This is a genomic window from Robertkochia solimangrovi (assembly GCF_007279655.1).
Taxonomy (GTDB): domain Bacteria; phylum Bacteroidota; class Bacteroidia; order Flavobacteriales; family Flavobacteriaceae; genus Robertkochia; species Robertkochia solimangrovi.
In genome coordinates, this window is record NZ_QKWN01000002.1 from 180933 (window position 1) to 205305 (window position 24373).

Below are 24373 nucleotides of genomic sequence, written 5' to 3' on the forward strand. Positions count from 1 at the left end.
CTCATAAAAGGTGTAATTGATTAATTAGAATGAAACAAATTAGGAAGCAGTTTCAGAAAGCACGAATTCTGGCATTAAAAGCCATGGATGCTTTGAATACCGAAGATAAAGAATTCCTTTCCGAATTGGAGAAGGAGGAGCGTGATCGCATCCTGTATCAGGATATTCTTGATCCTGAAAATTTCAATGCCTGGAAAAATAAAAGAGATGCTATTGACATGCATCAGCAATGGCAATTATTTCTTGACAATATGAACAAACAGGGGCGTCAGGCAAAAGTGAGAAGATTGAGGAGGTATTATATTCCTTCAGCCGCCGCCGCCATTTTGGCATTATTCCTTACCTATAATTACAGATCAGAAGAAGCAGACAATATGCGTTCTGTTTCTGAGATTTCGATTTCTTCAGGAACCTCTGAAGCAGAACTTGTACTTTCTTCGGGAGAAGTGGTGCATCTGGGTAAATCGGAAGAAATGAATCTTGAAGAAAGTACCGCTGCAATTACCAATGCGGAAGGAATTCTGGCTTATCAGCAAAAAAATCAGGAAAGTACTGCAAAGACCGATCAAAATTCATTGCGAATTCCAAGAGGTGGTGAGTATCAGATCGTACTGTCTGATAGTTCACGAGTATGGTTGAACTCTGAGACTGAACTGGTCTATCCTGTGGCCTTTAACGGAGATGAGCGCAGAGTATATCTTAAAGGAGAAGCCTATTTTGAGGTCTCTAAAAATAAAGCTAAGCCTTTTATAGTGGTGTCCAGTGGTCAGGAAGTTCAGGTATTGGGAACTAAATTCAATATCTCCGCATATCCTTCCGATAAAACAACCGTAACGACCCTGGCGGAAGGAAAGGTTAAAGTAAAAAGTGAAGCCGGGACTAAAAATGAACATGAGTCCTATTTATTCCCGGATGAACAGCTTTTGCTGGATAATGCCAGTGGAAACGTTCAAAAAAATAAAGTACAATCCTATTTATATACGTCATGGAAAAACGGCAGATTCATTTTTAAGAATGAAAAACTGGAATCATTCTTTACAAAACTGTCCAGATGGTATGACGTAGACGTGGTAATTAAAGATGACGATCTTAAAAATATTCGCTTTACCGGCGACTTACCACGTTATAAAGATATGACCAGCATATTGAGAGTCATTGAGGCTGATATGTCTGTGCATATTCAAATGGGAGAGGACGGAATACTCTATATATCCAAGTAAACAGACACCGGTGTAAAATGGATATTAAGTGTATTGTATTTCAAACGATGTTCAAGAGAACACTAACCAATTAACCAATTATGAGAATAAAACTATTAACCACCCCTGATCTAATAGGGACGAAAAATCTATTGTGTAAAATATGAGGATATTATTTGTTCTGTTGTTTTGTTCGGTATTCACCGTAAAAGCAGCGAAATTTTCACAGTCTGATCGTATCAATCTGAATCTGACCGATGTGAGTGTACCTGAATTGTTCGAAGAAATTCGTAAACAGACAGATTACAGTTTTTTCTTTAACAACGAAAAAATGGCTTCACTGGATCGTATTACCATAAAGATGGATAATGCATTAGTGTCGGAAATTCTCGATAAAGTACTCAAGGGTACAAAGATGACCTATACTATAGTAGACGGGGTTATTGTTATCGTGGAAGAAGGAGAACAGAAAAGTAATGAACAGGCTTTAATCGAAGGTACCGTACTGGATGCGGCTACAGAATCACCGATTCCCGGTGTAACAGTAATGTTAAAAGGCAGTCGCTTAGGTACTTCTACTGATTTTAACGGGCATTTTGAAATAAGAGTGCCTGATAGCAGAAGAACTCTGGTCTTTTCATATATAGGTTATGAAACCAAAGAAGTTACTGTTGATGCGAATAAAGAAATTAAAATATTGCTTGAGGAAGCAGTGCTTGACCTTGGCGATGTTGTGGTTACCGGTTATCAGGTGATCGATAAAAGGGAACTTACCAGCTCGATCGCTTCTGTAGAGGCGAAAGACCTTGATATCGTAAGTGCAATCAGCGTAGACCGTATGCTTGAAGGTAAGGCAACAGGACTTATGATTTCGAATGTAAGTGCGACACCGGGTGCTGCTGCCAAGGTGAGAATTCGTGGGGGGAGTACCTTTACCGGAAATCAGAGCCCGTTATGGGTTGTTGATGGGGTGATCTATGAAGATCCCGTTCCACTTAGTGCAGATGAGATCAATAGTTTTGATAATGTGAATATTATCGGAAATGCCATCTCGGGTATCAATCCGTCTGATATTGCTAAGATCGATATCTTAAAGGATGCTTCGGCTACCGCTATCTATGGTACCCGTGCTGCGAATGGTGTGATTGTGATTACTACCAAGCGAGGAGAGGTTGGGAAACCAAGACTTACTTATTCCGGAGCTTTCAGTTTTGTTCGTGCTCCAAGGTATTCGGATTTTAATTTGATGAATTCTAAGGAAAGGATTGATGTTTCTCGTGAAATGTATGAAAAGAACCTGGGGTATACGACTAATTATGACAATGTTGATCGACTAGGTTATGAAGGTGCTTTGATGAACCTTTGGGATGGCACCTATACTTTTAATCAGTTTCAGGATCAGGTTGGTTCTTTGGAATCGATGAATTCAGACTGGTTTGATGCATTGTATCGTGATTCGTTCAGTCAGCTTCATTCGATCAGTGCATCCGGAGGAGGAGAGAATTCAAAATATTACTTCTCAATGGGGTATGATAATCAGATCGGAGCAGAGAATAATGTTGATCTTAACCGTATTACAGCAAGGTCGAATCTCGATCTTGATCTTAGAGACAACCTTAAACTATCATTTAAGTTGAATGGATCCGTTCAGAAAGGTACTTATAACCACAGTTCCGTGAATCCGTTTGATGTGGCATACTATACCAGTAGAACCGTACCGATCTATCAAGATAATGGTGATTACTTTAAGCAAAGTCAGCTGATCTTATCCGAGAGTGGTGTTAACTACTATGCGGGGTACAATGCACTGCAGGAAATGGATAATTCAGAAAATAATATTACCAATAAAGATTTTACTATCGTAGCGAACCTCAGATGGGATTTTCTTAAGAATTTCAGATTTACAAGTCAGGCTAGTTACAGAAATACCACAAACCTGACAGAAGAGTGGATAACAGAAGATACTTATTATGCCGCTAAACTCAGAACTTATGACGCTTTCGAAGATCTTGTAGAAAGCAATGTAGATAAGAGTTCAATGTTGCCTTTCGGAGGTGTATATAGTGGAGGGATGGTAAGTCAGGACACGTATGATGTCATCAACCAGTTAAACTTTAATAAGGTATTCGGTGCAAAACATGTGCTCAACCTAAACCTGGGTCAGGAGGCGCGTTCTGCTAAATATTGGGGAGCGACTGGTTTTACGGTACCAGGATACAATCACTATCAGGGAAGAGGATTTATAGCATTACCTTCTCCGTCTTACGCGGTTGGGGACATCGAAGGAGGTTTGAATTATGACTATGAAGCCATGTTTGATTGGCTTACTTCTGACGGAGGTATGTCGGTATATCCAAATGTCACCGATAGAGTTCAGAATACCATGTCATGGTTTGGAATCTTTAATTATGTTTATGATAGTCGTTATGTATTGAACTTTAATATGCGTAGTGATGGTTCAAACACTTTCGGTCAGTATGAGCGCTATAAGTTTAAACCGGCATGGTCTGCTTCGGCAAGGTGGAATATTCATAATGAAAGCTTCCTTAGAAATTCGCAATCCATCGATGAATTAGCCTTAAGAGCTTCTTACGGTATAAGAGGAACGATGCCAAATGCTAGTCCGTATCTGATCCTTTCTAATTACGGAAGAAATCAGGCGATTTATTATCCGGAAAACACGGCGAGTCTTTCGCAATTTCCGAATGCGAATCTGAGATGGGAAAAGACAGAGACGATGAACTTTGGATTGAACTATAGCTTTTTTGGTGGAAAAGTTAGTGGGGCATTAGACTATGCCTATTCAAAGAGTACCGATTTGCTACAGGAACGCCCTGTGTCATTGGTAAATGGTACCGCAGTACAGTTATATAATTCTGGTAGCAAGGATGTAAGCAGCTATGAATTTGCAATAAGAACCATCAATGTACAGAATAAGGACTTTGCCTGGAGCACACATTTAAATTTTTCCTATGACAAAGACAGAGTTCTGGAGGGATTTGAGGATGGAGCTTCACAGAACCTTACCATTTATGATTATCTGGCAGGGAGTATTTACAGAGAAGGTTTCCCGACAAACGGATTCTTCTCCTATAAGTTCGATGGTCTGACTGAACAAGGGTTACCAAACTTTGAGAATCTTGTTATGGAAGATGCATCAGCTGAAGAACAGTTGAAGGCGATGTTGGTTTATGAAGGAAGCAGAGTGCCTATGTACTACGGAGGTTTCGGTACACAGATAAAAGCCGGTAATTTCAATTTCTCAGCAAACTTCACCTATAAACTTGGGTATAAAACCAGATTATTAAAACTGTATAACGGGACGCAGAACCTTCCATTGCCTTATGAGAACATGCATGGAGATTTTAACGATCGATGGAGAGTTGCAGGAGATGAAGACAATACAAACATACCTGCCATCTCAAATAATAAACTTGCGTTAACCAGTAGTACTGAGGCTGATGGAATAGATCGAATCTATATGACTAATTATGGAACGGTAGCTCCTATAGGTAGTACTTTATGGTGGATGTATGACAATAGTGATACCCGTGTAGTAAGTGCAGATCATATCAGACTTCAGACACTATCGCTTTCATATAATCTTCCGGAAAAGATCATAAACCCATTAGGGATTCAGCGATTGAATATTGGTATTCAGGGGAGTAACCTTTCTTACTGGGCGTTTGATAAGGATCTGAAAGGACAGGATCCTGATCAGGTTTCCGGAATCGGAATGCCGAGTTTACCAACGTATAGTTTGAACTTAAACATGAACTTCTAAAAGTATAACCATGAAGAAATTAATACTGATATTGACAGTTGCAACGCTGTTTAGTTGTAATAACTTCCTGGATGAAGTTGATCAGGATAAACTTATACCTGAAAAGACAGATCATTATTCGGCCTTATTGTTGAATGAATTCAACTATAATTATCCGTTGTTTAAGACAGTTGATTATATGACTGATAATGTAACCGAGGATCCGGCAGGGTTGGATTCGAGAAAATTAAGTAATAAGACTACGTATACCTGGCAGCGTGAGATCGAGATCGATGAAAATGGTAAAAATATCAGCTCGATAAATAATTCCTGGGAATATATGTATGAAGATATTGCCGTTGCTAATTATGTGATAGAGCTGGTGGATGATGCTCTGGGAGAAGAGCAGGATAATAATTATGTAAAAGGTGAAGCATATTTTATTCGGGCCTTTTCCTATTTTAATCTACTTAATCTTTATGGTCAACCTTATGACGTAACTACTGCTAATGTTGATCTGGGGGTTCCATTAAGAGAGGATATAGGAGTTGAAATTACCTATAATCGCAATACTGTTGCAGAATGTTATGCCGCGATCGAAAGTGACCTTTTAGCAGCTATTGAATTAATAGACAACAGTTCAGGTCCGCTAAGTGTGTGGCACCCAGACCTCGAAACATGTTACTTGTTGATGTCAAGAGTTAAACTGTATCAGGAACAATGGGATGAAGTGATCACCTATGCAGATATGGTTATCAATAAGGCTCCGCTTTCGCGTATTTCTGAGAGCACTCCTTTTGTTACTGAAGATAATCCTGAAATCCTGTTTTCGTTCTATGCTACGAGTCCGGCTTTCAATCTTATTAATTATGGTACAACACTTACAGAGGCATCCTATCGCGTAGATAATAAACTCATAGCATTATATGACGCTAAAGATCGCAGAAAAGATGCCTTCTTTTTAGGGATCGATGACGGTACCGGGAAAAAGTATTATCGAACCAAAAAATACGAGCGTGATCTGTATACATCTCTGGGATTTGCAAATTTCAGAGTTGGAGAAGCGTATCTGAATCGGGCTGAGGCATATGTGCAAAAAGGTGATGTTACCAATGGAATCAATGACATTAAGTCTTTGCATTCTTATCGGTTATCCGATACTTCATCTCAGACATACCCAACATCGCAGGAAGATGCTTTGGCGTTTGTCTTAGAAGAAAGAAGAAGGGAATTGTGTTTTGAAGATCATCATCGTTGGTTTGATTTAAGAAGGATGAAGAATCGTCCGGAGATCAAACATGTATATACGCTGGTGGAAGAGAACGGTACTAAATTAGGAACCGAAACCTATACCTTATTCCCGGATGATCTTAATTATACGTTACCTATTCCTATTAAGGAAAGACAAAACAATCCTTTGATCAGGAACAATGAAAGATATGAAAAGATTCCTGAAGTGAATGAGGAGATCATTCTGGATAAATCAAGTTCAACCAATTAACCAAAAAATGACCATGAAAAATATACTTTTTAAAGTACTGGGTCTGATGTTCGTATTGCTGGTTTCCTGTGAAAAGGAAGACTTTCTGGAACCTTCGAATGCTGATACGGATCGTGTGGCCGGTCAGATAGATCTTTCTATACCCGAAATAAAGAAATGGTATAATGAATTTAATATGGGTGTATTATACGAATACCATGATACACTTGATTTCGCTTATGCGGCGAGCACCGATGATGCCTCCAGAATCTGGGAAACCGTAGAGATTCCCATGATGCGTACCATTTTTGAAGATACGCTGGGAAATATGATTCCCGGAAATGAAACCCTGTATGAGGATTATCTGCTGGAAGCGGTTAAATTCTACGATACTACACTTTTTAAATATTTTGACCCGAATGGGAAGATAGCAGAATATATGCCTTATAAGGTATTGATCAGTGAATCGATCTTCAGTCCATCCTATGTTCCCGGTGGTGCCGGAACTATTCTTACTGAAAGTGAGGAACGCTATAGTTCTACTTCAAAGAATGGATTACGTGTGGTTTATAATCCACATTCGATCGTTATGACTTTCAATAAAGACAATGTGGAAGGAGATATCGAAGGCTATACCAAAGATAACTTCTATATTTTTCTGAATCGAATCATCAGTATGCATGAGCTTTATAATGAAATTCCAGCTACTTTCTTTTCAGGAAAGGCTACCTATTACGGACAGGATATGGAGATCATTTATCGGGAAGAGATGGATATCGAAGAAGAGAAGAATGTTTATGTCTTTGAAAAAGATTGGTTCTATGAAAAAGGATTTGTGGATGCACAGTATTTCTATGGATCCGGACTGAGAAATTTTTACCAATTCTATGATGAGGACGGTAACAGACTTCCATCCTATATCAAGCATGAGAAAGCCTTGGTTCCAGGATATGAATTCGTATCCGACAAGTTTATGGATGTGAGAAGTTATTTGAATGAAATGATGTTCAGAGATGCTGATGAGCTTCTGGAATTCCCGGAAAATATTCAGGAGAACATGAAAATTCTGATCGATTATTTCGAAGGAATGGGGGTAAGCATCCTGGAGATGAATCCTGATTTGGAAGTACTTAACTAGACTAAATGAAACTCAAATACATGAAAAATAATATATTATATCAAATGGTGGTTCTGGTCATAGGTTTAGTAACCTTTCAGGCCTGCCAAAATGATCCTGCATTCCCGGATCCGAATTTCGAGATTACTGATCAGCGAGTGGAAGTACGTCGGGACACAGCAGATTCCTATACCATCTCTATGGAGATGGATGTACCTAATAAAGTTCAGAATATTTCGATCCTGGATGGAATGGATTATTCTGTTATTGAAAATATCACATCCTATAACCGAGAGACAAAGTTTCAGTTCAATTATCAAGTGGATCTTACCCCTTTCGAAAAGGATACGGTTTTGAACTATATCGTCAAGGTTCTCGATCAGGATGAACGTAGTTTTAATCAGGGTATCCGAATCGATGTTAAGGGATTTTCCTATCCGGAGATAAAATTGGTGGGAGGAACTTCTATTGCTCCTGTAGCACCCGCATATGTGGTTAAAGGTTTAGTGACTACCGGATTAAATACTATCAAGACGGTAAAGGTAAGCTTTGATGGAGAAGAGCAATATGCCTATATACCGGAAGCCGAAGCAGATACGCTTCATCAGATGTCTTTAAAGCAACTTGTTTTTCTCGGAGAATTACAAGAAGGAATAAATTATGATCTGGACATCTTTATAGAGGATGATAAAGGGCAATCCTCGCTGACAACGATTAACGTAAGTAAAGGAAGTGAGATCAAGAAACCAACCCGTATCAATTATTTAAACGCTTCGGATGCATTGATCAAGATCGATCTGGAATATGATGCAGAGGAAAAAATAATTGGATTTGATTATATTTGGGAGAATGGGCAAAACTATCGTAATGAGTTTAGTTATAACGACTTGAATATGGTAGATACCCTGAAGTATTCTAATTATAATTCTTCCGGATTATTATCTTCGATATCCTACCTGTATTTTAACTACTTACCGGGTACTACGCAGCTGGAGAGCATTGAAAGTAAATATTATGATTACGATGATGATGGAAATGTTACTGAAGATGATCTGGAAGTAGAAGCTTACAATTTTGAATATGATACAGACGGAAATGTGCTTTCGTTCTACACAAATTCAAAGGTGAGTAACATCTATTATTCCGATCCTTTTAACTTGGGTGAATCCATCTATGGAGAATACTTTCAGTCAACTTCGTACTTTGGAAGTAATACACAGCGCAGACAGCATCGCGAAGACTACGACCCTGTATTAATCCCTACCTTCATGGAAGGATTACCTCCATTTGCTGTTCCAACCAGTTCAATGCTGGATGTTTATAGTGAGCTTTTCTGGAATAAGTATATGATGACCAGAACCGTTCCATCTGATCCGTCATACAGCTCAACCTACCTGAGAGAGCCTGCCTTTAGCTATGAAACAGATGATACAGGAAATATTACTGTGATCAACAGAATAAATACGTCTGGAGGGTATAATTACGAAGGAAAAACCTCAACGTATAATTTCTTTTATAATGCAGAACAATAATTAAGAGCTATATCTATGATGAAAAAAATTGGAATGATAATTTTATTGTGCGCAGGTATAATTTCTATTCAAGAAAGCAGGGCACAAAAGTTAAATATTCCAGATGAAGTTGTAGCCGTTGAATTAAAAAATGGATTTTCATATTACCTGGTTCCTTCAGAGGAGCCAGGTAAAATTTTTTTTAAGCTGGTCGCTAAAGCGGGTTCACTTACCGAAACCTCTGATAATTGGGGTTATACCCACTTTCTGGAACATATGGCCTTTAAAGGGAGTAAGAACTTTCCAGGCGACTCCTGTATCTATGAACTGGATCAGATGGGCTTGAGGATCGGTGGTGAATACAATGCTTTTGTGAACGATACCAAAACCCAGTTTGAACTTACCATTCCGGAACATAATGACGAAATGCTCCGTAAATCGCTTATGCTGATGAAGGATTGGGTGAGGGATCTTGAATTTGATTCAACTGCTTTAGAAATCGAAAAGAAAGTGGTGATCGAGGAGATCAAAAAAAGGAATAATAAAGGTCCCTTATATCTTAAAGGAACCTACCTCGAATCGAATAATGGTTTGGGAACCATTGATGAAATCAATGCTGTTTCAAGACTTAAACTCATCGACCATTACAGAAAGCATTATGATGTCGAACAGATGGCACTGGTGGTCGTAGGTGATGTTCAAAAAGAAATATTGCATGAATTCATGAAGGAATCCTTTGGTAAATTACCTAAGGCAAAACAAAAAGACCTTCGTATCTATCCGGATTTCACTCGTGAATCTATTATTGCTAACGACTATGAAGATGAACAAAAAAGAGGGAATACAACCTTAATTTTAGCCTTCAAATCACCTTCAAATGCTATAGATTCCTACCAGGATTTTAAAAATAGCCTCATCGATCAGATGGTTTGTTCAATACTTGAATATCGGTTGAGAAACAGAAAAAAAGCATTGAAAGATGCAACGGTTTCTATGGGACAAATAATTCCCGGAACCGATATGTATAATTTCAGATTACTGGGTTCAACCAAATTGTTGTTTAAAGATCGCCTTGAAACATTCAATGAGGTAATTGGTCAAATTCTTCAATATGGATTTCTAGCAGAAGAAAAGGATTATTTTTCCAAATTGATCCTTGAACGTTACGAACGTCTGGCAACGGAAAAGGTAAATACCGGAAGTGTAATTCATTATTTTCTAAGCGGAGATGTTCCTGTTACATCGAGTACCAAAAATCATATGGCTGAGAGAGTAGTTTCTGAATTGAAACTGCAGGATCTTAGGAAACGTTTAGAGGATATGCTCAAATTACATTATTCAGTAATTTTTGATAAAAACACCGCATCCTTTTCCCCTGAATTTGATAAGGAGTTGATCCGTTCTAAATTGACAATTTTCGATACGTCTGGAAATATACCTTTTAAGTATGTAAAGCCGTCAGAGACTAACCGATTTAAGATGAACAGGGTAGTGGATTCAGTCTCCCTGGATGGTGATTTTTCGCGTGAGGGACGAATCATCAATTATCGAAAGATCGATAGTTACTTGCATGAGATTGATCTTGATAACGGATACAAGGTTTTGGTGAACAAGAACGGTAAAGAAAAGGCCTTTCTCAAATTAAGGGTGAATTATGGGCTCAATACAGTAGCAGAGCAAGATCGGGCTCTTTATGAAAATGTACAACGTTTCCTTAGTGATGGCATTGGTAATTATGACAGTAAAGAGTTGTATAAATTACAAAGGAATATGAATGTTCACGACAATACAGATATCGGTGATTTTGATTATGAATATGAGGCTACAGGTCCTTCGTCCGGGGTTGAAAATGTATTGAAAAACTTTAATTTATTCATTACAAAACCTCGTAGGAATGCAGCTGAAGTAATAATGGCTGATTATAATACCTTTAAAGGCAGATCGCATGCGGAAGATTATGATCAGGAACGCGAAATTTACAGAAAACGCATTGCCGGATCATATTTGTCAAAACCCGAAGATTCCCTGGTTTCTATTGAAGCTATTCAAAGAATTTTAGAGCATGAAGAGAAGATCAGTGGTATTACTGATGGATCGGTAATCTATATCAGTGGCGATCTTCCGGAGGATATAGATGCACTTATTGCCCGCTATATAGGCGGAATTCCACGGCGCAAAGCTCCGGTATTACAAACTGAGAAGCATTTGAATGAATCTTTTGAACCGGCAGTTCGGGAATTTGAAGGAAAACAAGATCTGGCATTGATCGATTTTATGTTCCGATATCGTCCGCAAAGAAAATTGACCATGAAAGATCAGCTACTAATGGAAGGATTGGCTCAATATGGACGGTTTAAACTTTTTGAAATTCTCAGAAGGAAATATGGACTTATCTATGCTATGGGAACCAGTGCTTTTAGCGGAAATACCCCGGAACCTGCCGGGGGTGTTAGTATTCGCTATATGATCGAACCGTTGAATATACCTCGTTCTGTTGAAATCATGAAGAAGGAGGTATTTGAACCTATGAGCCTGGGCATGCTTAAGGATTCAGAGATGGAAGCCTTTAAGGCCATGATCGGGAGTCCTTACCTGATCTATTTCTATGATGAAGATCGCTTGAGTGAACCCTATTTAAAATGGATTCAGGATTATGGACACGCCTGGTCGTATGATGAGATTCAGGCTATGATAGAAAACCTGACTTCGGAAGAAATAAGGCAGGTCATGAAAAAGGTTATCGATCCCGAAGATCCTTTTCTGATCATTCGAAGACCCGATAAAAAGGAAAATTTAAATTAGTAATAAAGGTGTTAATTATTTTAACACCTTTTTTTTTAGGGTTATGTCACTCTCTTCAACATTCTGAACGTCCTTATAACAGATTGATAAACCTAATAGCTATTGGTTTATAATTTATTAACTCGAAAACTTAAATAATGAATAAACGATTGATCATTCTACTATTCTTGTCCTTGTTAGGTCAGGTTTGGAATTCAAAGGCTCAGGGTATCGAATTCGAACATATATCTCTGGAAGATGCTTTGCAAATGGCTGCTAAGGAAGAAAAGTTGGTTTTCATCGACTTTTATACAGAATGGTGTGCACCCTGCAAGGTGATGACTAAAAATATCTTTCCTCTGGAGAGCGTTGGAAACTATTTCAATAAGAATTTCATAAGTATTAAACTGGATGCAGAAAAGGAGGGTAAAGGAGCTGCCGGAAAATATAATATTTCAGCCTACCCAACTTTTTTATTCCTGAATCCCAAAGGTGATGTGGTTTATCTCGATACAGGTTCTAAACCAGAAAGCGACTTTATTGAATTAGGTGAGAAGGTAATCGCTTCGCTACATGATAAATATAGTCTTGAAAAACTTAATTCAATGTATGCAGAGAAATCAGAGGATGAATCATTCCTGAAGATCTATATCAAAAAACTTAAGGAATATGGTCAGTCGCCCACCGAAGCGATAGAGCAGTGGTTAAAATATCAGACGGAATTCCCCAATGATCATGTGAGAATGATGGAATTTTATCTTGAAAATATCACGTATATGGAAGTAGGAGGAATGGCAGCGAAAATTTTTGCAAACAATCGTGCGGAGTATATGGATATCGCAACCCGAATGGAAGCACAGCGTATTGAAAAATTCAAACTTCATATGCTTGCGAATACCAGAGAGAATGCGATCAGGAATAATGATGTGTCAAAAATGAAATTATTTCTTGATGCGTATAAAGCGTTACCCATAGCAATGAAAACAAGCGGAAGAGAACCTTTCTATGAAATGGAATATTATCAAATGAAGAAAGATTCAAAAACATATTCCGCATTGGCCGAAACGTTTATGGAGTCCAGAATGAATGCAAAATCAATAGCCGAAATAAAGAAAGAAGATCTGGAGACCTATGAGAAAAAACGAAGTGCCTATGAAGGTATGCCCAGTTATTATAGTGCCGGGATTCTGACCAAATTGAAGCAAGGTGTTCAGGCAACCGAAATGATCGAAAATATAGCTAAAGTGGGCTCGGGTTATCTTGTTTTAAATGAAGGGCGAAAGGAGTTCAGGACTTTGGATAAATGGATCGAATATGGATATGAGTTAATTCCAGATTCGTATATACTGGATAATCTTAAGGCGAAACTTTTAATGAAACAAGGGAAGACGGAAAAGGCAATTGCCCTTAAAGAAAAAGCATTAGAGAATTGGCCGGACAGCGATAAAAAGAAAGTAAGTATTGCGTACGAATTGAAAACCATGAAAAACCAAACGATATAAATAGATGAAAATGTTTAAAAATATAGTACTGGTAATTATTCTCGCATTTCCTGTGTCAATCATAGCTCAGGGTATTCATTTTGAAGACCTCAGTCTTGAAGAAGCTTTGAAAAAGGCAAAAATGGAAGACAAGACAGTATTCATCGATGGTTATGCTACCTGGTGTGGCCCTTGTAAATTGATGGAAAAAACTGTGTTTAAGGAGCAGGAGGTAGGGGATTATTTCAGGGAACATTTTATCGCCCTGAAAGTTGATGTGGAAAGAGGAGAAGGCCCTCAGATCAAATCAAAGTATGGAATTACGGGTCTTCCGGGGTATGTGTTCATCGATGGAAATGATGAAGTGGTGTATCGTTTTGCTGAGTCGATGTCAACAGAAGAATTTCTTGACGAGTGCAAGAAGGCTCATGGTTTTGCAAGTTCTCCAAATAGTTTGGGAAGAATGGCGGAAAAGTATGAGTCAGAAAAGGATAATGAATCCTTTCTAAAGAACTATTTAAAGGTGTTGAAGGATGCCAATGCAACGGATTATTACGATATACTAGAACATTTTCTGGCTATTCAAACATCGATTCCTGAGGAGAGCAAAGAAATGGTAATGTTATTGGCAGATCATTATCAGCTACTCATTTTCGGGGGTAAGGCTGAAAAGATCATTAATGACAACCTCTATTCGGATGCATGGAACCAATATGTTAGGAAAGATATTCGTGAAATTTACCAGAAAATTCCAAAGAGTATGGTGATGGCAACAACAGAATATGCAATTGCCAGGAAAGATTCCACTATTCTTGAATTGACGATGGAAAAGGCTGCGGAGATAGGGGTTAATGTAGATAAGGCACAACGAAAGCGAAGCTATATTTATTTCTATTTAAAATCAGGACAAGGTGAAAAATATAAAGCGCTGGTTCGACCAGACCATGAAGCCTTTGTCAATGGTATCGACGTTGAAGATACAAGATCATTTTACCTGGATTGGCTGAAACGAAAAGCTGAAGGAGATCCGGAAGCCCTTAGACTCCACCCATACGCTGAACGCTGGAGTACACAGATAGCTCAAATGGTGGAGGATTACTCCAAATTCGTACAAACGGAAAGGGATAAAGCGGACGTGCAACGCTGGATGAAAGTCGCCTATGATATCATCCCTTATGATCCGATCATAATGAGTACGTATGCGAATGTTTTGTATATGTATGGAGATAAGGATAAAGCACTTGAAATTAAGGAGGAAGCCTTCGAACTAGCACAGAAGGAGGATCTGAAAAGAGCATCCGGAATCCTTGCCGATCTTGAGATGATGAAGGAAGGTGATGAGATCACATTGTATTAGTCTGAATTAAAACATACATACCGTATATAGCCCCCTGATAAACTTATTTGTCAAGTAATTTGATGGTATTTTTAGATTTAGCGAAACAAATGGGGGGCTTTTACTTTAAAATTTATAGGGAATGACAAAAAAATTAACAGGCTTATTACTGTTGCTGTTCGGCACGACTATGGCTTTCGGACAGCAATTTTCGAACCTTGATCAGGAAATTCCTTTCGACAGCCGTATTCGTACAGGCGTATTACCCAACGGTATTACCTATTACGTTATGAATAATCCGCATCCTGCGGGTAAAGCGAGTTATTATATTTATCAGAATGTAGGTGCTGTTCTCGAGAATGATGATCAGGATGGTTTAGCACATTTTCTGGAACATATGGCCTTCAATGGTACCAGTACCTATCCTGGAAACAGTATGCTGGATATGCTGGAACGATATGGTGTTAAGTTTGGGAAGGATGTAAATGCCTATACAGCTCTTAACGAAACGGTATATAACATTAGTCGTGTTCCATCGGAAAATGAGAAACTGATCGATTCCTGTCTGTATATCTTAAGAGACTGGTGTAATGAACTTACGTTGGAAACCAAAGAGATTGATGCAGAAAGGGGAGTGATTACGGAAGAATGGCGTTCCCGATACAATGCAGGTTATCGTTTAGGAGAAAAAATAAACCCAACCTTATACAACGGTACGATTTACGGAGTAAGGAATGTTATCGGGAATATGGATGTCGTAAAAAACTTTGATCCTGAGACATTAAGGCAATTCTATCACGACTGGTATCGAACTGATCTTCAGGCGGTAGCCATTGTGGGGGATATCGATGCAGAAAAGGTGGAAAAAAGAGTCATTGAACTTTTTTCAGCTATTCCGGCCGTGAAAAATGCGAAACCGCGTAATAGCATTGAAATTCCGGATAGTATCGATGATCAGTACGCACTGGCTACAGATACAGAATTAAAATACGGGACGATAACGCTTAGTATTCGCCACAAAGACGAAACCACGAATACCTATGGTTCTTTACGAAAGATGTACGTTAAGAACATGTTCAATGGCTTGATGAAAAAACGTTTGGGTGAGTTGGTTGCGGATGGAGATGCACCTTTCCTGGGGGGAAGCATATACTATAAAAGTTTGGTAAAAGGTTATAATTCATTGGATATTGTTGCAAAAGCAAGAGAAGATGCAATGCTCCCGGCATTCAGGTCGGTTTATGCAGAACTTGAAAGGGTTTTGCAGTATGGTTTTACCGAAGGAGAACTGGACCGAATGAAAAAGAACATGCTCGCGGCCGCGGAGAAACAGTTCAGAAATAGTGGTCATATGCCTTCGGAGAATTATTGTAAATCATTGAAGACCGCATTCCTGGAAGGGTATTCTGTTTCTGATCCACAGTTTAAGTATGACTTTGTTAAGGAGGTGATCCCTTCGATCACTCTGGAAGATATCACGGCATTTGCACAAGAAAATGTAGTTGAAATGAATCGTGTATTTACGGTAACCGGTCCCGTAATTGAAGATTTTACCTATCCGGAACTGAATGAACTTCAGGCAGCTATTCAGGAGGTGGAATTATTAGATCTGGAACCATATCAGGATAGTGTACCGGAAGATATGAAGCTACTGTCCTATGAGCCAAAGGGAGGAAAGATACTTGAGGAGAAACGATTAGACGATTTCAAAGCGGTGGAATGGAAGCTTTCAAATGGAACAAGGGTAGTTTACAGATACAGCAATTTTCAAAGATCGAATATTTCCCTGAAAGCGGTTAGTTACGGAGGATCTTCATTATATCCTGTCGAAGATCTCCCCTCGTATAACAGTGCAGGTAAAATGATCGGAGGCTTCGGTATTGGATCTTTTGATGCGGTGAGCTATGGAAAGATAATGACAGGGAGTTCTGCAAAAAGCAGTTTTTACATGGGAAAAACCTCTGAAACAGTGACAGCCAGTGCAGAGCCGAAAGATTTGGAAACCATGATGAAATTGGTATACATGCGTTTCGAAGAACCGAGATTTGATGAGGATAAATTTGACAATTTATTGGCTCGAAGCATAGTATCGATGGAAAGTAATCCGGAGACCGCAGAATCGGTAATGAGAGATACGGTCGATGCTATTCTAAGGGGTAATGATCCAAGACATGTCAGATCGGATATCAATTTTTTAAGGTCGGTAGATTTTGATCGCATGGTTGAAATATATAAAGAGCGATTTGATGATGCATCAGATTTCACGTTCTTCATCGTTGGGAATGTAAAAGAGAAGCGTATCCGCACCTTGGTTGAGAAATATATCGGGGCACTTAATGGAAAGGGTTCAAAAGAGGCCTATATCACTTATGAGGATCATTTTCCAGAGGGGGAGAACCATCATAAGATCACCGTTGCCATGGAACATCCAAAGGCAACCTATATGATGAAAATGAAGGATAATTTTCGATATAACCGTAAGCGATTAATCGAACATTCGATAATGGGATATATTCTTAACCTTCGGTTTACCGAAAATATTCGAGAAAAAGAAGGAGGAACTTATGGAGTAAGAGTCAATGCATCTGCCAGTAGAGTTCCCAGAGAAGAACTTTCCCTGGATATATCATTTAGCTGCGATCCGGAAAGAGTAGATCATTTAAAAGACCTCGTTTATAAAGAACTGGAGATCATTCAATCAGAAGTCCGTGAAAATGACCTAGAAAAGGTTCTTCAAAACCTGAAGAAGACCACAGCCAACAGAATGCATAGTAATAAATTCTGGATGGATGCATTGGAACGTTATTATGAGAATGGAGAAGATATGACACAAACGGCCTATCTGGAGGAGATTCTGGATAAGGTTACTACGAAAGACATACAAAGATCAGCTCGCCGGTTCCTGAAGAATGCTGACCTTCTGGATATAATTTTTGTGCCGGAAGAAGCTGCTCAAAAGACGGCGTTAAAGACAGTAAACCAGAGTTTCTAAGGGTTTCATTTATAATTATTATTTTTTAAGTTTTAGTATTAAGAACCCTCCTGAAATACGGAGGGTTTTTCATGCCTGAAATCATAGGAGTTGTCGGAATAGAGGTGTGTTAGCGTTCCGATATCCCTGGAAGGTTTGACTACTGCAAAAAAGGATATATAATGAATTCGTTGTGGTAAAACGGCATAAAAAAACCTCACTATCCAAAAGGATAATGAGGCTCGACATAAACTAACTTAATTAATCAAAAATTTAAATATAGTTTCATATCAGGGTAGTGGTTAGGTTGCTATTCTGGTTTGAATATCCAGGTCCATCCGGTTCCTCCTGAGTTACTTGGGTTGTAAAGTATCATTCGTTCTTCGGTGAGTTCGATGATGGTATACAATCCATTCGGATTACCCCAGGGTTCTTCAAATCCAAGGATATTTCCACCGTTAATTTGTAATGTCATATTCTCTGTATCCAATGCAAAACCTGCTAATTGAGGAGAAGCACTTTCGTTAGCCCAATAAGTGAAATTGGCAGCACCATCAAGATCGAACTTCATTTTTCCCGCAGCATCCTGTGGTGGACAACAATCACCGGCAGCATTCCACCAGGCAGATTCCCAGGCAGATGGATCATTTGGCGGAGACATATACCACCAACGTTGACCATCAGGAGAGGGCCCCCCTGCAAAAACCCAGGTCTTTCCTTCCGAGGTATTCTCACTCACCAGATCATACCAATCCTGTTCCAACGGACTGTCGAGAACGTCGATCTGTACATCGATAGTCTTGGTGAAGAATTCCTTTCCAAGAGTTCCTACATAGGTAAAGGTAGAGGTTCCCGGAATTGGATAAACAAATTCCACTCTGTTCGTCAGGGCTTGTCCGATGTTATAGTCCCAATAACCTGTAATACCCGGACTAACCATTTCTAATTGGATCTTATTACCTCCTGGAGTACTTTGGGTGGCGACGAGTTCCACGCCATCTACATCGGTGGAGTTCTCTAAATAATCTGGGTCTTCAATAGGCTGACAGGCGGTCGCCAATACTATCAGACCTACACCCAAAATTCTTTTTATATTATGCAATTTCATAATTTTTAAATTTTAAGGATTATTAATTTACCATCCAGGGTTTTGTTCATAAGCACCGTTTGATAACCTGATCTCGGATTCAGGAACAGGAACGAGTCCTTTAGTTTCAGGTCTGTATTGAACACTGTAAACAGCATCTACTCCTGAATTCCTTACATTGATCTGATCACCAAAAGCATTATTTACATCTCCCCAGCGTACCAGGTCGAACCAGCGTAAACCTTCAAATGCGAATTCATGCATACGTTCTTCTTTGATGGCATCCAATGAATACCCTATTGAACTTAATCCGGCTCGGTTACGTACTGCATTCATTCCGTCAGCAGTTTCGGAGATCTCTGAATGCATTAAGAGCACATCGGCATAACGCATATAGATGAAATCCTGTGCTGCCCAGAGTTGTAACGGATCCCCGTTATTCATGTCATACAGGAAGTAGAACATCCCTTTAACCCCATCTTCTCCATCGGGGTCATCATGTTGTAATGTGGTGTATTTCTTATTGAAAAGCCCTGTTTCATGATCTCCTTTATCCTGTTGATATCCACCAGTTCCTTGTTCTGCATCCCACATTTGTAAGATAGAACCTTTTTTACGTGGATCTGCATCATCCCAGGAATTCCATAATTTCGGATTTACAGGGCCCCAACCCCATCCTTGACCGAAGGGAACCATGGAGTTATCTCTGATACCAAAGAAAAGCGGAGTACGGTTGTTATATTCCTGACCCCAATCCCAGTTAGTAGTGGAATAACGAAGTACGAACATACTTTCTGGATTTCCGGTTCCAAAGGTCGGACTTAGTCCATCCTGGCCTACCCATTCCAGACCTTCATTTTCAGCCCAGGGTAACACTGTGGTTCCTGCGCTTTGATTTACATAGGAATAAGGCCAAATGTTTCTAAAATCATCCGCCAAGGCATAAGTACTGTTATTCATACAATCTTCGAGATAAGACAATACATTCGCTTTGGTGATCGAACCTCCAGCCTCACCCGCTAAAGGGATCTCACTGGTAGCCTGCCCTTCAATATTGGTCATATAGCCCGTATAGAATAAATAAACCCGTGCCATGTAGGCTTCAGCCACCCATTTATTAGCATGCCCGTATTGGGAAGTTGGAATTTGCGAAAATGGAATAGCAGGCATAGTTTCTATAGCCATTTTAAGGTCAGATGCGATCTGTCCAAAGGTTTCAGTATAACTGGATCGTGCAACATCTCTAGCGCCTTCCACTTCAGTGATCAACGGCATACCGCCAAAAAACTTTGCTGCTCTGAAATAAAAGAATGCTCTCATAAAATAGGCTTCGCCTAAAGTTTGCATTTTGAATTGTTCAGCTTCCTGTTCAGATTCAAAAAATTCAGAGTAATCAGATTCTGCCACTTTGGAAATAATGATATTTGCTCTGGTCGCACCGTTATAGGTTTCAATCCAAAGATCACGATAAGTGTCTTCAGCTGGATCCATAAATGCATCCACATTCTTGGCGGAAATATCATCAGGACCACCACCACCTAACATTAGGTCTGAAAGAAGGTTGGCAGCAATACTTTCATTACTATGCGGATTCCCTACATAAAGGGCGTTATATACACCAGACATAGCCTCATCGATATCTTTAGGTGTTCTATAGAAGTTCTCATAACTTTTTTCATATAAGTTATCAGTATCCAGAAAGTCGTTATTACAACTCGAAGAGACGGTCGCTGCTGCAATAGATAGTATATAAACTAGTTTTTTCATTTTCTTCTAATTTTTAATTAAAAATCTACATTCAGTCCGAACATTACCGTTCTTGGAAGCGGGTATAATCCCAGGTCAATTCCGGATGCCCAACTGGCATCATGCCCGAAAGAAACTTCGGGATCCATTCCGTCATATCCTGTAAAGGTGTACAGGTTGTTCACTGCCATATAAACTTTGATATCTGAGATATAGTTTACATTCTTTAATTGATTCCTTAAACTATAACCTACTGTTAAGTTACTGATTCTTAAGTAATCTGCATCATGCATATAGATGTCTGATACATAATTTGTGTTTCTGTTCGAAACGGAACTAAGTCGTGGAATCCTGTCTGAAGTTCCTTCGCCATGCCAGCGTTGAAAGATCTGAGTGGTATAGTTTTGAGTAGGGGAGTCAGCAAATGAACGATAAGACTGCATTACCTGCATTCCGAATTTACCGGCCATTGTTGCATTTGCGTAAAATCCTTTATATTCCGCATTGAGCTGGATACCTAGTTCAAAATCTGGTAATGGACTACCTAATTCCACCTTATCTGCTTCGTCGATTACCCCATCCTGGTTCTGATCTACAAATTTCACATCTCCCGGACGTTGGTCACTGAAGTAAGGTGTACCGTCGGTCGGTTTTACCCATGCATCCACATCATCCTGATTTTGTAAAAGTCCGTCGGTTTCAAATCCATAGAAATAGCCAATCGGATAACCTACCTGTACTCTTGATACCGGAGCAGTTCCTTGAGATAAAACATGACTTGGCCCCTGAATGATTCCTTCAGCATTATTCAATTTGGTTACCTCATTCTTATTATAGGCACCACTTACAGTTACTCCGTATTTGAAATCTCCGGAATTGTCATTCCATCCCACCATCACTTCAAATCCTGTATTTTTTACATCACCTCCATTGATATATGGAGCTGCAGCACCAGCGGTACCTAATAGCGGAGCCAAAACAAGCCAGTCTTTAGTTGATTTGTCATACCAATCTGCAGTGAAGGTCAATCTGGAATCAAAGAATCGCATATCCACACCAAAGTTCAGCTGCTCTGAGGTTTCCCAACCGATGTCTGGATTAGAAACCCGTGCAGGGATTGCTGTAGCCCCGGAAATAGGTTTGGTATCTCCGAAGAAATATCCTGGATTCACATAGGATAGTGTAGTCGTATAATAGAAGTTAGGAATGGATTGATTTCCATTTTGACCCCAGCTTCCACGTAATTTGATAAAAGTACCGGAATCTCCCATAAAATCCTCTTTACTGATAACCCATCCAGCGGAAACTGAAGGGAAATATCCCCAACGAAAATCTTCAGCGAAGTTAGAAGAGCCATCTGCTCTTATACTACCTGATAGAAGATACTTTTCTTTATAGTTATACTGAACCCTGGCAATATATGACATGAGTCCGCCACCACCGGCAGCCCAGTCGGCTCCCCAGGTATTGATCGATCCAATATCCGATTTGTCAACGTTGTTCAGGAAGGCATAGTCAGGTAATCCGAAACGCGTGTTAGCCATACTACCACCTACTTCATTGTTGATCTGATTCTTGTAAAGTTCGTTACCGATCATCGCATTGAATTTATGATCACCAAGCTCAAAATCATAGGTTAGCGTATTCGTAAAAGTCCAGTTATTTCCAAAATACTGACTTTGAGAAGCCCCGTCGACAGAGTTGTTATATAGCGCTCCAAGTGCATAGGTTGGTGTCCAGGATCTACTATGTCCGAACCAGGCATCCACACCATAGGAAGAGCGGAATTTGAGGTTCTTAATAGGTTCGATCTGCAAATAGACGTTTCCAACGATGGAATTTGACTTGTTCCCTAAGTTCGCATAATTATGGCGATAGAACATAATTGCCAATGGATTATGTTGAAAATTGGAAATCCCTTCCATAGTAGGGGTAAATCCGAATTGGTTTGGAGATTTATCCCAGTATGCTGGCATTAACGGATGTTGTATCAATGCATTATGAAGGTCGTTCCAATAAATATTTCCGGTAGCTACACTTCGGTTCTCTGAATTCGTATAGGTGAAATTCTCACCCATTGTTATGATTGAATGACTGTTATTCTTAAAAAGTACGAACTCGGTGTTCATACGGGTAGTAAGTCTTTTGAATCCTGCATTCGTAAGATCACCTCCGAGCATCCCTGTCTGGTCGAAATAGGAAGCTCCAAAAGAATATACGATATCTTCACTTCCTCCGGTGATATTGATAGAGTGATTAGAGATCGGAGCGTTTTTGGTGGTCATCTCATCAATCCAGTTTGTGCCTTCCCAGCCATTTTGTAACATGGCCCAAACATCTTCACCTAACTGAGTTCCCAGATCACCTGAAAAGTTGTTATTCAGCCAGCTGTTATTCAAAATTCTTGATTGCCAGTCATAGGGCGCTAAGCCGTCATTTACTCGACCTTCATCCATGATATACATGTATTCCTGGGCATTCAGTGGCGTTAAATTCTTATAGATGTTTTGAAATCCATAATAAGTTTCATAATGTACCTGAGCCTGACGCCCTTTTCTACCTTTTCGGGTAGTTACCAGTACCACCCCGTTAGCCGCACGTGAACCATAGATCGCTGCAGACGCCGCATCCTTTAAAACGTCAATACTTTCTATGTCTCCGGAACTCAGATAATCGATATTTCCTGTGGCAACACCATCAACAATATAGAGAGGGTTAGAACTTCCCGTTGTACCCAGACCTCGAATAGTTACCTTGGTTCCTGCCCCGGGTTGCCCACTGTTTCGTGTAATACTTACCCCAGGAGTCACCCCTTGCAGTGCCTCCATTGCGGTGGCCGTGTTCAGACGGGCTATGTCTTCTCCTTTTACATTGACATTGGCCCCGGTTGTCAGCGCTTTCTTCTGAACACCATATCCTACAACCACAACCTCTTCCAAAGATTCAAGAGATTCTTCCAGAACCGCGTTGATGGTAGCATTCGTACCCACCGCAATCCGTTTCTCCTGCATCCCGACATATGAAAAGATCAAAAAGTCGTTCGGTCCGACATTATTGATGGTATAGTTACCGTCAAAGTCTGTCATGGTTCCGTTATTCGTACCCTCAACCATTACCGAAACACCCGGCAGTGGCATATTGGTAGCGTCAGTAACGTTTCCTGAAATGGTCCGGGTCTGTGAGAACGCCTGTTGCGTACAAACCATGACCAAAGCAATAAACATGAATTTAAACTTTAGCATCATATTAATCATTTAAGTTATTAAGTTAGTGTTGAGCTTTCTATTACGATATTCGTTCCTGAACTATGCATCTAAAGGATGTAAAAGATGATAAATGCGAGTAAACTGATGATCGCTGCCATCAGTAATATTTCGCTCAGGTACTTCCATCGGAATTTTGAAAATCTCTTAGTCATTATGTAAATGTGAAAAATATCTTAAATAATTGTTAGGAGGATTTGAGCAACCGTTGCAACAAATGATGCAATCTTTGAGAAAAACTACGAGTATGCAACATCTATTTCGGCTGGATGCTACATTTGTTGCATCAGGTGTTAATGTGTTAATTTTGAAGTTGTTAAAGTAGCGAAGGGTAATTGGCTAACCCGGCGATGATCCCGTTCCCGATTTTTCGGGACAACTGTGGCGAGGGGGGAGTGTCTCCCCAATTATCGGGATTCATCCCTAATTCAGGCAAGCCTGCCTTAGGTTTCGTCGAGTGTCACCGCAATCATAGTGCTGACGCACGATGATGCTTGAGTGTCGTTTTTTGTTTCGCACAATTATTAATACAGGGACATGATGACTTGAGCTTATTATAATAGGCGATCCTTTGATCGCTATTTATAATGTTGTTTTGATTTTTTGAAAGTGTTGCCTTCAGCAACATAATATATACA

General features: G+C 39.6%; 12 protein-coding genes. 9 read left to right on the forward strand and 3 right to left on the reverse strand.

Translation table 11 applies throughout. The features are described 5' to 3' along the window. Window positions 1-29: 29 nt before the first annotated feature. The 9 genes from DMZ48_RS04760 (at window position 30) to DMZ48_RS04800 (ending at window position 17660) form a co-directional block, all read left to right on the forward strand. Complete coding sequence (locus DMZ48_RS04760; RefSeq protein ID WP_143953973.1) at window positions 30-1220, forward strand: FecR family protein; 1191 nt, start codon at window positions 30-32, stop codon at window positions 1218-1220. A 142-nt stretch (window positions 1221-1362) separates the two neighbouring features. Further along, entirely contained in the window at window positions 1363-4983 is a 3621-nt protein-coding gene (locus DMZ48_RS04765; protein ID WP_143953974.1) for a SusC/RagA family TonB-linked outer membrane protein, read from the forward strand. A gap of 10 nt (window positions 4984-4993) precedes the next feature. Next, window positions 4994-6463, forward strand: a complete 1470-nt coding sequence (locus DMZ48_RS04770) for a RagB/SusD family nutrient uptake outer membrane protein (protein WP_143953975.1) — start codon at window positions 4994-4996, stop codon at window positions 6461-6463. A 13-nt stretch (window positions 6464-6476) separates the two neighbouring features. Then, on the forward strand, window positions 6477-7580 hold the full coding sequence (locus DMZ48_RS04775) for a hypothetical protein (protein WP_143953976.1): 1104 nt from the start codon (window positions 6477-6479) through the stop codon (window positions 7578-7580). A gap of 20 nt (window positions 7581-7600) precedes the next feature. Continuing rightward, window positions 7601-9091: a hypothetical protein gene (locus tag DMZ48_RS04780; RefSeq protein ID WP_143953977.1), complete on the forward strand. Its 1491-nt coding sequence runs from the start codon at window positions 7601-7603 to the stop codon at window positions 9089-9091. Between the two features lie 33 nt (window positions 9092-9124). Beyond that, window positions 9125-11872, forward strand: coding sequence for a M16 family metallopeptidase (locus tag DMZ48_RS04785; RefSeq protein ID WP_162558667.1), 2748 nt, complete (start codon window positions 9125-9127; stop codon window positions 11870-11872). Window positions 11873-12009: 137 nt separating this feature from the next. Next, the gene (locus DMZ48_RS04790) at window positions 12010-13353 is read left to right on the forward strand and encodes a thioredoxin family protein (RefSeq protein WP_143953979.1); all 1344 of its coding nucleotides are present in this window, start codon (window positions 12010-12012) and stop codon (window positions 13351-13353) included. Between the two features lie 10 nt (window positions 13354-13363). Further along, entirely contained in the window at window positions 13364-14689 is a 1326-nt protein-coding gene (locus DMZ48_RS04795) for a thioredoxin family protein (RefSeq protein WP_162558668.1), read from the forward strand. 121 nt (window positions 14690-14810) lie between these two features. Next, a complete protein-coding gene (locus DMZ48_RS04800) occupies window positions 14811-17660 on the forward strand; it encodes a M16 family metallopeptidase (RefSeq protein WP_143953981.1) in 2850 nt (949 codons plus the stop codon). A 289-nt stretch (window positions 17661-17949) separates the two neighbouring features. Here DMZ48_RS04800 and DMZ48_RS04805 read toward each other — a convergent pair whose 3' ends face one another. From DMZ48_RS04805 to DMZ48_RS04815, 3 genes are read right to left on the reverse strand one after another with little or no spacing between them, the layout of a single operon-like run. After that, entirely contained in the window at window positions 17950-18747 is a 798-nt protein-coding gene (locus tag DMZ48_RS04805) for a hypothetical protein (protein ID WP_143953982.1), read from the reverse strand. Window positions 18748-18774: 27 nt separating this feature from the next. Beyond that, window positions 18775-20493, reverse strand: coding sequence for a RagB/SusD family nutrient uptake outer membrane protein (locus DMZ48_RS04810; RefSeq protein WP_143953983.1), 1719 nt, complete (start codon window positions 20491-20493; stop codon window positions 18775-18777). Between the two features lie 17 nt (window positions 20494-20510). Next, window positions 20511-23717 (reverse strand): SusC/RagA family TonB-linked outer membrane protein, encoded by a 3207-nt coding sequence (locus DMZ48_RS04815; protein WP_143953984.1) that lies wholly within the window; start codon window positions 23715-23717, stop codon window positions 20511-20513. Window positions 23718-24373 lie beyond the last annotated feature (656 nt).